The following is an 11,828-nucleotide window of genomic DNA, read 5'->3' on the forward strand; positions in this document are numbered from 1 at the left end:
AAGAGGTATCTTAAACTGTGATTTATGACAGAAGAAGTATTTGCGCCTAAAAACATCATTGTGACCGGCGGATGCGGGTTTATCGGGTCGAACTTCGTGCACTATGTCGCGAAGAATCACCCGGAGACGCACGTCACGGTGCTGGACGCGCTGACTTATGCCGGCAATATTGAAAACATCAAGGGCTTGCCGGAAGACCAGGTCGAGTTCGTGCACGGCAATATCTGCGATGCCGAGCTTCTTGACAAGATCGTTCCTGGCCACGATGCCATCGTGCATTATGCGGCCGAATCGCATAACGACAATTCCATCGCCGATCCGGAGCCGTTCATTCGGTCCAATATCGTGGGCACCTACCGTCTGCTTGAGGCGGCGCGCAAGTACGACGTCCGTTACCACCAGATCAGCACCGACGAGGTCTATGGTGACCTCGCGCTCGACGATCCCCATCGTTTTACTCCGGAATCCCCGTATCGTCCGTCCAGCCCGTATTCCTCCAGCAAGGCCAGCGCTGATATGTTGGTTCGTGCATGGCACCGCACTTACGGACTGCGCACGACGATCTCGAACTGCTCCAACAATTATGGCCCGTACCAGCATGTGGAGAAGTTTATCCCTCGCCAGGTCACCAACATTCTCGACGGCGTCCGTCCGAAGCTTTACGGCAACGGCCTGAACGTGCGCGACTGGATTCACACCGAAGACCATTCCAGCGCGGTCTGGGCGATTTTGACCAAGGGCAGAGTCGGTGAGACCTATTTGATCGGTGCCAACGGCGAACGCAACAACCTCGACGTTTTGCATGACATTCTGCGAGTGATGGGCCAGCCCGAGGACGCGTTCGACTGGGTGCGCGACCGTCCCGGCCATGACCGGCGCTACGCGATCGACCCGACCAAGCTCATGACCGAGCTGGGATGGAAACCGAAGCACACCGATTTCGAATCCGGCTTGAGGCAGACCATTCAGTGGTACACGGACAACGAGGACTGGTGGAGGCCCGCCAAGGCGGCCACCGAAGCTAAGTATAAGAAGCAAGGCCAGTGATTTCGTTGTGCGCCGCCCGCAAGGTGTGGCGCGCTTTGTCTTGAAATAGTTCGGCAATTACGCAAACGAAACTCAAACGAGGTTGGATATGGCATTTGAATTTGAGAAGGACCTGAAGGTCACGAAGACGAACATCCCGGGGCTTTTGGTGTTCGACCTGCCGGTGCACGGCGACAACCGCGGCTGGTTCAAGGAGAACTGGCAGCGGGCGAAAATGACAGCCTTGGGTCTGCCGGACTTCGGACCGGTGCAGAACAACATCAGCTACAACGATAAAAAAGGAGTCACGCGCGGCATCCACGCCGAGCCCTGGGACAAGTACATCTCGATTGCTGCCGGAGAGATCTTCGGCGCGTGGGTGGATCTGCGCCCCGGGGAGAGCTTCGGACAGGTCTATACGACCCGCCTCGATCCGTCTCGGGCGATTTATGTACCGCGCGGTGTGGGCAACAGCTTCCAGGCTTTGCAGGACGGAACCGTCTACACTTATCTGGTGAACGCGCACTGGTCGTTGGAACAGAAGAAAACCTACACGTTCGTCAATCTCGCTGATCCGGATTTGCATATCGACTGGCCGATCCCGCTGGATCAAAGCGAGCGCAGTGAGGCCGACCTGCACCACCCCATGCTCAAGGATGCCAAGCCCATGGCTCCTCGCCGTACGCTCGTTACCGGGGCGAACGGTCAGCTTGGCCAGTCGATTCAGGCATATGTCGAGGAACACGGTTTGGAAGGCTTCGAATTCACGGACCGTGATGAATTCGATTTTTCGGATCCGAGGGCCTACGAAAGCTATGACTGGAGCCTCTACGGAGCCGTCATCAACGCCGGAGCCTATACCGCAGTCGACAAAGCCGAGACACCTGAAGGCCGTTGTGATGCGTGGAAGGCCAACGCCCAAGGACCGGCACTCCTGGCTAAGGTTGCGCGTGAGCATAATCTGACACTGGTGCATATTTCCAGCGATTATGTTTTTGATGGCACACAAAAGGAACACACGGAGACCGAAGCCTTCTCGCCTCTTGGCGTGTATGGGCAGAGCAAAGCGGCCGGCGATATCGCTGTCGCCAATGCTCCGCGCCATTACATCTTGCGTTCCAGCTGGGTAATCGGCAAGGGCCATAACTTCGTCCGTACGATGATGGGCCTTTCAAATCGCGTCGCCGATCCGCAGGACAAGCTCAATCAAGTTACCGTGGTCGATGACCAGTTCGGCCGGCTGACCTTCACCGATGACATGGCGCAGGCGATCTTCTGCCTGCTCAATGCCGGTGCTCCATACGGTACCTATAATCTGACTGGATCAGGCTCGGTGAAAAGCTGGGCGGAAATTGCCAGGGAGATTTTTGATGAGACCAATGGCAACAGCGACAAGGTGATCCCGGTGACTACCGAAGAATACTATGCTCACGCCGCTGGTCCGATTTCGTCTCGCCCGACGAACAGTGCTTTGGACTTGTCCAAGATTGAGGCAGCAGGTTATAGCCCCGTGGATTGGGAGCGAGCGCTTAAGAACTATATAGTTATAGAGAAGCGTGTGTAAAACCGATATGATGTCTAGACAATTAAAAGGAAAACGCATAGATAAAACCGCGTGCCTTCTTTCTTGAATTGTCGGGACTACACTGAATAGACATTCTTGCATGTTGGCATTGGCTGAAAGTGAGTGGATATGAAGGGCATAATTCTCGCAGGCGGATCAGGCACGCGTCTCTATCCGTTGACCACGGTTACCTCGAAGCAGCTCCTTCCTGTCTACGACAAACCGATGATCTACTATCCGCTGAGCGTGCTGATGATGGCCGGAATACGCGATATCCTCATTATTTCCACTCCGGATGACCTCCCGAATTTCGAGCGCCTGTTGGGAAACGGCTCCAATTTTGGAATCAAACTGTCGTATAAGGTGCAACCGAAACCAGAAGGATTGGCCCAGGCTTTCACGTTGGGTGAGGGATTCATTGCCGGGGAGCCTTGTGCCCTGGTACTCGGCGATAACATCTTCTATGGCAACGGGCTGCGGCATGTACTCAAGGAGGCTGTCGACCTGGCCCAACATGGTCAGTCCACGGTTTTCGGCTATTATGTCGATGATCCCGAACGGTATGGCGTCGTCGAATTCGACAAGGATAAAAAGGCCGTCAGCATCAAGGAAAAGCCGGAGCATCCAGCCAGCAACTATGCTGTCACTGGTTTGTATTTTTATGATGAACGTGTTGTTGAATTTGCCCGAAAGGTCGAGCGCAGTCCTCGGGGAGAATTTGAAATCACGGATTTGAACCGTATTTATCTCAATGACGGTACGTTGAATGTCCGCACTCTTGGCCGTGGTTACGCATGGCTTGACACGGGGACCATGGAATCGCTTTACGAAGCCGGCGCTTTTGTGCGGACCGTCGAGCGGGCGCAAGGTTTGCCGATTGCTGCGGTTGAAGAGGCGGCTTACGAAAACGGATGGATTACACGTGAGCAGTTGCTGTCAGCTGCAGAAAAATATGGGAAATCATCGTATGGCAAGCATTTGCGAGATGTTGCCGAAGATAAAATCATTATAAAAAAATGAGATGCTGAAGAGCTGTTGGTCACAATCATAAGGATGAGGTATTTTTCGGATTTCAAGATTGCAAGGTACCAGTCATCAGCTGACTTATAAAATCTCCTGGTTTCCCCATTTCCAGCTGATTGTGTAGTGTCTTGCTTAGGCGTTGAATGACGTTGAGTTGGCGGGGAGATTCGCGCCGACAGATGGAAGGGAACAATGACACGCAGGAGGAACAAGCGCAGGAAGCCTGTATCGGGCAAGGCCGCCGTCGCGCGCAATATCAAAGCCAATCCTGCTCGCGATGAATCCCATGGTGCCAAAAACGTTGCCGGCCATGATGAAGCGGCAAAAAATAAGTCTGATGCCAGTGGCAAAGAAAAGATTAATGGCAAATCGGCCTCCAGGAATGATAAAACGCTAGAGAACAAAACGAAAACTGGTGGCCACGCTGATGGCGAGAATAAAGACGAAGCCGTTCAGGAAACAGGCGTAAAGAATAAAGACAAAGCCAGCCATAAAGCCGAAGTCGATAATGACAGCGAAAGCCATGCGGATGACACAAAGGACGCAGACAACGCTGCGGGTAACGCCGACGACGCGGATGGTGCGGCCGCGGCCGGTAATGCTGTGAATCCTGACAGTGCTGATGGAGATGTTGCTGCCGAAGCCGACGATGCCACCGATGGTCATGATTCCGGCAATGCCGATGATCATGAAGAAGATGGCTATCCGATAGAGCCAAGTCAAGATACGACGCCTGCCGAACCTGCTGCGAAGCCTTCTTCCGAACCATCTGCGCAACCCGAAGAAAAACTCTCCGAAGAAGTGCCCATCGAGGAACTGTCGATCAAGACGATCAAAGTGCGCAAGGGAGCCAAGTTGGCTCGCATCTTGTTGATTGTCTTTCTTGTGTTGGTCATCGTGCTCGCGCTGACGGGCATGGGTGCGTGGGGCTACAGCCAATTTCGTCCCATCAAGGTGAGTGTCAACGGTGCCGAGCAACAGGTGAGCGCCAATACGTCGCTTGGCAAACTGGCGGCCGATCATGATGATTTCGGTGCTAAACCGGGGAAGTTGCTTTCCGTTTCAGGCAAGGTTCTCAAAAGGGCCGGCGGCGGTCCGGTGAGGTATACGCTCAATGGCAAGGAAATCGGGGATGCCGACGTAGCCAAGGATGCCGGGACGTCCGGCTCTGCGAAAAAAACAACGGCGAGCAATAAAGGTGCCGTAGCGCACGGAGCCAATGCGCCTATAGACCTCAACAAGGTCAAGCTGCCTGAAAACGCGAAAATTACCGTAAAAGACGGCAAAAACCTGACCGAAAAGCACGATATCCAGCGCACGATGATTCCGTTCGGTGTCAACGTCAACGGTCATGGTGTCATACAAAAACTCACGCAGAAAGGTGAGCAGGGCAGCAAGGAAGTCTGGACCGGCAAGATTTCCGGTGAAAAGGTCGACAAAGGTGTGGTCAAGGAACCGAAGAACGTCATCGTCGATACGTTCTCGCCCAAGCCCGCAACGCGCAAGGTGGTTGCGCTGACGTTCGACGACGGGCCGAGCCAATACAGCGGGCCCATTCTCGACATCCTGAAAGAGAAAGGGGTCAAAGCCACGTTCTTCGATGTCGGCAACGGCGCGGCGGCCTGGCCGAAATACGAGCAGCGCATGGTGGCCGAGGGTCATCAGGTGGCCAGCCACAGCTATTCGCATCCCGACATGTACAAGCTCAATCCTGACCAGTTGCGCGAAAACATTTCGCGGGGCTTGTCTAGTATCAAGTCGGCTTCCGGCGTCAAGACCAAGATGCTGCGTGCGCCGTACGGCAATTTCGGGCCCAATCAGTGGCTTTACGTCAGCGATCTGATTGATTATAACGTGATATGGACCATCGATACGAAGGATTGGAAGAAGCCGGGTGCGCCGGAGATAGCCAATGCTGCGCTTTCCAAGGCCTACAACGGCGCGGTGATCCTCATGCACGACGGCGGCGGTGACAGGAGCGAGGATATCGCGGCGCTGCCCGGCATCATCGACGGTCTGAAGGGCCAAGGCTACGAATTCGTCACCATCGATCAGCTCATGGCCATGGACGGCAAGTGAAAGGTACGGCTTTCGGGCTTGCGGTAAGGCTTTCCGGTTGAAACGTCGGTGAAGGCAATTTTCGCTTTTTGCCAGCCACGTTTGGGCCGGTTTCGTATCGGCTGTTGGCATTTCCGTTTGTTCCGTGTCCGAGATGCTAGCATTATTGGATGATGAACGGCATATGCGTCCGAGTCGACAATATGCAAGCAGTCAAAATGTTGCAAATTGTTACAAAACATGTGTACTATGTGTGTGCTAATGTTATGTTTTGTTAGGTTGCGACACAATAAGGAGCAAAAATGACAACTGTGTTGGTTACCGGGGGAGCCGGATACATCGGCACTCACACCGATGTTGAGCTGCTGAACAAGGGCTACGACGTCATCAGCGTCGACAATTACGTCAATTCCGTGCCGGAAGCGCTTGACCGTGTCAAGACGATCACCGGCAAGGAAGTCAAGCGTTACGACGGGGATGTACGCGACGAAGAATTGATGAACCGTATCTTCGAGGAGAACGACGTCGACTGGGTCATTCATTTCGCGGGCCTCAAGGCCGTGGGCGAGTCCGTCGCCAAGCCGATCGAGTACTACGACAACAATCTCACCGGCACGATGGTGTTGCTGAAGACGATGCGTGACCACGGCGTCAAGAAGATCATCTTCTCCTCGTCCGCCACGGTCTACGGCAAGGCCGAGCATCTGCCTCTCACCGAGGAAAGCCCCGTCGGTGGCACCACCAACCCGTACGGCACCTCCAAGCTCTTCCAGGAGCAGATCCTGCGCGACGTCTATGTCGCCGACGACACCTGGACCATCGTGCTGCTGCGCTACTTCAACCCGGTCGGTGCTCACGAATCCGGCCTCCTGGGCGAGGACCCGAAGGGCATTCCCGCCAACCTCACCCCATATATCGCCAAGGTGGCGCTGGGCGAGCTCAAGGAAGTCCAGGTCTACGGCGACGATTATCCGACCCCCGACGGCACCGGCGTGCGCGACTACATTCACGTCGTCGACCTTGCCAAGGGCCACGCCGCGGTGATCGACAAGATCGACAATCCCGGCGTTTACACCTACAACCTTGGCACCGGCCACGGCTACTCCGTCCTCGAGGTCATCAAGGCCTACGAGAAGGCCGCCGGTCACAAGATTCCGTACGCCATCAAGCCCCGTCGCCCCGGCGACATCGCGGCCTGCTATGCGGATTCCTCCAAGGCCGAGCGTGAGCTGGGCTGGAAGGCCAAGCTAGGCATCGATGAGATGGCCGCTTCGTCTCTCAACTGGCAGACCAAGAACCCGAAGGGCTTCCGCAAGGACTGATTTGATTTGGCAGGTCTTAATAGACTGATCGTCAAGTAGCCGTCACCGTGTGCATGCATGGTGACGGCTACTTTTAATTTTGAGATACAAATGGGGCTTCCAGCGTGTAACCGGAAGCCCCAAACGATTTATTATTTACTGCTATTCAAACTCAGTAGCTGTGAGCCGTCAGCCAGTGAGCGTAGGCGCCTTGTACGCCGCCGTAGCGTGCACAATAACCCCAGAACCATTTGAGCTGGGTCTGATAGTTGGTGGCCCAGTCCGCACCGGCGCTCGCCATCTTATTGCCGGGCAATGCCTGAGGCAGACCGTAGGCGCCGGAAGGATTCTGCGCGTTGACGCGCCAGCCGGACTCATGGCTGATGATGTAGACGGTAGCGGTGAAGTCGGCCTCCGAGCCGCCGTTGGAAAGCAGATAATCATGTGCCCACTGCTGCATCTCGCCGACAGGAACCGTGGAACCGATGTTGGCAGCCGCGCTGGAAACAGGGGAATTGGAACCGGTGCCCACAAGGATGACCTTGTCGACTGGAGCCTGCTTCACGAATGAGGTGAATACGTTGGAGGAGATGGTCTTCTTGCCGGCCTTCGTGACGAGGCTGGTGGTCTCCATCACGCCTTCCTGACCCTCGGACTCGACCTTCTGCTGGCCCTTGGGCAAGTCGGAGGTTTCCTTGGTCACGACGTTGAAACCGATGGGAGCGTCGGAAGTCTCGAGATTCGCGTCGGCACGCTCGATGGTGATGACAGTGGACTCATTGACCTTGGTCTTAAGACTTGGATTGACGACGTCGCCGGTCTCGAGGGTGATGTCGCCCTGATCGAGCACGGACTTGACGTCGGTGAAGTGGGAGCCGACCACGGCGCGGTTCTTGCCGTTGATCTTGACGGTGACATAGGTGTCGCCGGCCTTGCCGCCGCGAAGGTCCTCGCGGTCGCTGCCGCGGGAGACGCCCAGTGCATTGGCGTCGGTGGCCGAATACGAAGTGACGCGATTGACGGAATCTTGGCGTGCATCATGGGAATGGACGGCGATGACACTGCCGCCCACTAATGCCACAACCGCTGCTACGCCGGCCGCGATCTTCGTCCACTGGCGTTTGCTCAGCGACCTCAAGGTCTTGGTTTGCTTACGGTGGTTAGCCTTAGCCATTTGCCTTAAATACTCCTAAAGTAGTCCTACAGTTCACATGCGCCAAACAACGGACGCACCGTACAACTCTCATCTCATATCTCTTCCGCACATACCTTGACGCGCGGGATGCAACGCCGCAACTTCTTTAATCCGCATGCGCGGGTACATCACTACATCACAAAACAAACATAATTATAACGCAGTGGCACGAAAAATCCCTTGTATAAATGGTCAGAATATAGTGGTTTCTGACAAAATGAATTACGTATTACGCTTTGAAATGCCGGTATTCTGTCGATTCGATAGCAAATATGCCGATAGCCAAACGTTGCTGGCTATCGGCATACCGCTTTACACGAAAAATATTCAGGAATCCTTCAGACTTCGTTTGAGCTTACGAACCCGAACGTTTCCTGCCTAAGGTTCCGGGCTCTCAGGCGTTGGCGTCTTGCTTGGCATCGACATCAAGGGCGCGGGCCTGCTTGATGACCTCGTCAAGGTCGGAGGCGCGCAGTGCGCCGGCCTGCTTGAAGATGATCTGGCCCTTCTTGGCGATCATCAGCGTGGGGACGGCCTGGATCTCGGCCGCCGTGGCAAGCTCCTGGTTCTGATCGATGTCGACCTTGCCGAAGACGATGTCGGGGTTGGCCTCGCTGGCCTTCTCGTAAACCGGACCGAACGCCTTGCACGGGCCGCACCAGGTGGCCCAGAAATCAACGAACACCAGGTCGTTGTTGGTGATGGTCTCTTCAAAGTTCTTTGCCGTCAAAGTCTGCGTTGCCATGATTATGGCTCCTTCCGCTTGTGCGTTGCACCATTCGTGGACTTCAACCTCACGCAACGGTGTAATATTCAGTCTCGCAGGAAACCCCAACATTGCTAAGCCAGTGACGAAAAGACTGTTCGCCTCGCGCATTCGTCAGCCACAACGCCGATAATGGAGCCATGGCAGTCTTGAATGATGAAGTGCCCGACGAGGGCGATTTCGATGCGGGGCGGCATCGCGGCGAATTCGATGGCATCACACCCGAAGACTTTGTGCGTGGTGGCAGCAACGGCAACCCTCCGGGATGGCTTTCGCCGCACGATATCGACGAAGCGCGCGCCAAGCTACCCATCGTTTACACCGAAGTGGTTCCGGTGCGTGCCGACGAGATGGGACGGATTTCCGAGGTCGGCTCGCTGCTGCGGGTGCGCGACAGCGGTTCCGTGGAACGCACGCTGATCACCGGCCGTATCCTTTTCCACGAGACCATCCGCGAGGCCATCGCGCGCAACATCGCCAAGGATTTGGGCGACCTCGCGCTGCCGATTCTGCCGGCGAGCCTCCAGCCCTTCACCGTCGCCGAATTCTTCCCGACGCCAGGCATTTCCGAGTTCTACGATCCGCGCCAGCACGCCATCGCGCTGTGCTATGTGGTCCAGATTTCCGGCGATTGCAAGCCGCTCGACCCCGCGCTCGACGTGGAGTGGTGCGACGTGGGCGGCAAACAGCTCGACACGTTCATTGCCCAGATGGCGGGCGGGCACGGCCAGATCGTGCGCCGTGCGCTTTCGTGGGCCGGCGTCGGCGAATAAACGGAATAGGCAAGATGAATATTCGCATTAATAATAAGGTCTATCGTTTAGGGAAGGGCATTCCGCTGATTCTGCTCCATGCCTTCCCTGTGGATGCGCGGATGTGGGACGAGTGCGCTGCAAGTCTGATTCGGTTGGGTGACGAGCGAGGGGTAGCGCCGTTCCCGATTTGGGCACCGGATACGCCGGGTGCAGGCGATGCCTCGATTCCCGATGCGCATGCCACGGGATCGATTGCCAAAGACGGTGCTTATGCCGAGGCGATGGACAAAGTGGCCGAAGCCTATGTCTCCATGCTGCATATCACGGGTCATGAAAAGGCCATTTGGGTGGGTCTTTCGATGGGCGGCTATATCGCGATGGATATTGCGCGGCTGTTCCCCGAAACCGTTGCCGGGCTTGCCTTGTGCGACACCACTACTATCGCGGACAGCCCCGAGGCCCGCGCAAACCGGCTGAATGTCGCGCAAACCTGCGAAGACGACAACACTGTCGAGCCGGTGATGCACTTTGCGCGTCCGCAGGCGGGGGATTCGAGCGTCAAGCAGGGCCAGCGATTTCAGAATCTGCTGGCCGGTTGGATTCACGATCAAAAGCCGGAAGGACTTGCCTGGCGTGAGCGCATGGCTGCCGGACGCGTCGATACCACCGACCAGCTGGCGCGTGTCACCGCCCCTGCAGCGATGGTCAGCGGTGAGAATGACCCTTCGAGCCCGCCCGCCAAGATGCGGCCGCTGGCCGATGCCATGACCTCCACTTCCGTCGCTTTCACCGCCGTCCCCGATTGCGGCCATTTCAGCGCCGTCGAGCATCCCGATGCTGTCGCAAATGCGTTGCTGGACTTGGCCGAACGGGTACAGGCATCGTGAATTATCGTAAGATAATGAATACCAAATAATAAATCATCGAATTTGTCTGACCGCTCCGAAATCTTTTCGTAAGAGGCGTTACGTACGTGTCGATGATGGATTGCAGGGTTTGAAGCATTGATAAAAGAGGTTGACATGGCTGCTTCGTTTTCATCGCTGGCATTGACTCAGATGCTGCCGTTCCTGCCGCTGGCGCAGGGCGACATCGACTACCAGACACAACGCAGAAGCGACCCGAACCTTTTCGCCGATGTCTTGGCGCAACCGGGGACCACGGTTGTTTTGGTGCGCGACGGCCTTGTGGCGGTGCCGGATGGTCAGGCGGCGCGGGTCGATTACGAAACCGCGAAGATACGCCTGGCCGGGGTGCCCGGTCAATACGTTTTGCGTGAGTTTGGCGACAAGCTTGGTGATTGTGAAGAAACCGGTATCATCCCGATATTCCTTGGCAGCTATGGCGTTGGCAGCGAACACCCTCAAGCGGTCGTTGCCCTTGACATTTCCGGATTTGCACTGAAAGACGGTATCGGTGGCGGTGCCGCGCAAACCCAAGTCCTCGGGCGCGCCTTGCAACGCTTCGACTGGGTTTCTCTGATGGGATTCGCCCCGCACGCCTCGGCCCGTGAAGCCGGGCAGGCCACCACGGCGGTTGCGCTGAGCCGCTGGCACGACAACCAGAGATATTGCCCGCGCTGTGGCTGCCCGGTGCGTCCTGCAATGGCGGGATGGGCCCAGCAATGCGGCAACGCAGACTGCAAGGCTCACGAGTCCTTGCTGTTCCCGCGTATCGAGCCCGCGGTCATCACCTCGATTGTCGACGGACAAGACAGACTGCTGCTGCAGCACAACAGGACGTGGAAAAATCCTTTGCACTATTCGGTGTGTGCCGGATTCGTCGAGGCCGGCGAGAACCTAGAACATGCGGTAAGGCGCGAAGCCATAGAAGAGACAGGCTTGATGCTTGGCGAGGTGAAATATCTGGGCTCACAGCCTTGGCCGTTCCCGGCGTCCCTGATGGTTGCGTTCAAAGCTCGTGCGCTCGGCACGGATGTCAAGGTGGATGGTAGAGAGACTCTCGATGCCCGGTTCTTCACCAGAGACGAATTCGCCGAAGCTTTGACCCGCGGCAAAGTGGTCCAGCCTGGCAAGGCAACCATCGCGCGTTACATGATCGAAGAGTGGTACGGACAGAAATTGTAATGCAAAAACGGATGGCTTGTGTCATTTTAAATATTTGGATACCTTGAGATTAT

At 56.1% G+C, this 11,828-nt stretch carries 10 protein-coding genes; 8 read left to right on the forward strand and 2 right to left on the reverse strand.

From position 1 onward, the window contains the following. The first annotated feature begins 24 nt into the window (after positions 1–24). The 5 genes from rfbB to galE all read left to right on the forward strand — a co-directional run bounded on the left by rfbB (position 25) and on the right by galE (position 6,993). Complete coding sequence (gene rfbB, locus PT279_RS01830; protein ID WP_277164885.1) at positions 25–1,047, forward strand: dTDP-glucose 4,6-dehydratase; 1,023 nt, start codon at positions 25–27, stop codon at positions 1,045–1,047. A gap of 88 nt (positions 1,048–1,135) precedes the next feature. Continuing rightward, positions 1,136–2,590 (forward strand): bifunctional dTDP-4-dehydrorhamnose 3,5-epimerase family protein/NAD(P)-dependent oxidoreductase, encoded by a 1,455-nt coding sequence (locus PT279_RS01835; protein WP_277164887.1) that lies wholly within the window; start codon positions 1,136–1,138, stop codon positions 2,588–2,590. Positions 2,591–2,719: 129 nt separating this feature from the next. Continuing rightward, complete coding sequence (gene rfbA, locus PT279_RS01840; RefSeq protein WP_277164890.1) at positions 2,720–3,610, forward strand: glucose-1-phosphate thymidylyltransferase RfbA; 891 nt, start codon at positions 2,720–2,722, stop codon at positions 3,608–3,610. Positions 3,611–3,805: 195 nt separating this feature from the next. Next, entirely contained in the window at positions 3,806–5,692 is a 1,887-nt protein-coding gene (locus tag PT279_RS01845) for a polysaccharide deacetylase family protein (RefSeq protein ID WP_277164892.1), read from the forward strand. A gap of 281 nt (positions 5,693–5,973) precedes the next feature. Then, complete coding sequence (galE, locus tag PT279_RS01850) at positions 5,974–6,993, forward strand: UDP-glucose 4-epimerase GalE (RefSeq protein WP_277164894.1); 1,020 nt, start codon at positions 5,974–5,976, stop codon at positions 6,991–6,993. 151 nt (positions 6,994–7,144) lie between these two features. Here the strand turns inward: galE and PT279_RS01855 are convergent, their stop codons facing one another. Then, entirely contained in the window at positions 7,145–8,146 is a 1,002-nt protein-coding gene (locus PT279_RS01855; protein ID WP_277164896.1) for a G5 domain-containing protein, read from the reverse strand. 415 nt (positions 8,147–8,561) lie between these two features. Continuing rightward, positions 8,562–8,912, reverse strand: a complete 351-nt coding sequence (gene trxA / locus PT279_RS01860) for a thioredoxin (protein WP_277164898.1) — start codon at positions 8,910–8,912, stop codon at positions 8,562–8,564. A 161-nt stretch (positions 8,913–9,073) separates the two neighbouring features. On the opposite strand from trxA, the gene PT279_RS01865 reads away from it, so the two are divergent. The 3 genes from PT279_RS01865 to nudC all read left to right on the forward strand — a co-directional run bounded on the left by PT279_RS01865 (position 9,074) and on the right by nudC (position 11,775). Further along, entirely contained in the window at positions 9,074–9,706 is a 633-nt protein-coding gene (locus tag PT279_RS01865) for an NUDIX hydrolase family protein (protein ID WP_277164900.1), read from the forward strand. Between the two features lie 14 nt (positions 9,707–9,720). Continuing rightward, positions 9,721–10,575: an alpha/beta hydrolase gene (locus PT279_RS01870; RefSeq protein ID WP_277164902.1), complete on the forward strand. Its 855-nt coding sequence runs from the start codon at positions 9,721–9,723 to the stop codon at positions 10,573–10,575. Positions 10,576–10,710: 135 nt separating this feature from the next. Further along, positions 10,711–11,775 (forward strand): NAD(+) diphosphatase, encoded by a 1,065-nt coding sequence (gene nudC / locus PT279_RS01875; RefSeq protein WP_277164904.1) that lies wholly within the window; start codon positions 10,711–10,713, stop codon positions 11,773–11,775. Positions 11,776–11,828: the final 53 nt, after the last annotated feature.

It is taken from the genome of Bifidobacterium sp. ESL0784 (genome assembly GCF_029433295.1).
Taxonomy (GTDB): Bacteria; Actinomycetota; Actinomycetes; order Actinomycetales; family Bifidobacteriaceae; genus Bifidobacterium.

Bases quoted from the DNA above. Each gene is read 5' to 3' on its own strand.
- rfbB (WP_277164885.1), top strand. From the start codon at position 25: ATGACAGAAGAAGTATTTGCGCCTAAAAACATCATTGTGACCGGCGGA.
- PT279_RS01835 (WP_277164887.1), top strand. From the start codon at position 1,136: ATGGCATTTGAATTTGAGAAGGACCTGAAGGTCACGAAGACGAACATC.
- rfbA (WP_277164890.1), top strand. From the start codon at position 2,720: ATGAAGGGCATAATTCTCGCAGGCGGATCAGGCACGCGTCTCTATCCG.
- PT279_RS01845 (WP_277164892.1), top strand. From the start codon at position 3,806: ATGACACGCAGGAGGAACAAGCGCAGGAAGCCTGTATCGGGCAAGGCC.
- galE (WP_277164894.1), top strand. From the start codon at position 5,974: ATGACAACTGTGTTGGTTACCGGGGGAGCCGGATACATCGGCACTCAC.
- PT279_RS01855 (WP_277164896.1), bottom strand. From the start codon at position 8,146: ATGGCTAAGGCTAACCACCGTAAGCAAACCAAGACCTTGAGGTCGCTG.
- trxA (WP_277164898.1), bottom strand. From the start codon at position 8,912: ATGGCAACGCAGACTTTGACGGCAAAGAACTTTGAAGAGACCATCACC.
- PT279_RS01865 (WP_277164900.1), top strand. From the start codon at position 9,074: ATGGCAGTCTTGAATGATGAAGTGCCCGACGAGGGCGATTTCGATGCG.
- PT279_RS01870 (WP_277164902.1), top strand. From the start codon at position 9,721: ATGAATATTCGCATTAATAATAAGGTCTATCGTTTAGGGAAGGGCATT.
- nudC (WP_277164904.1), top strand. From the start codon at position 10,711: ATGGCTGCTTCGTTTTCATCGCTGGCATTGACTCAGATGCTGCCGTTC.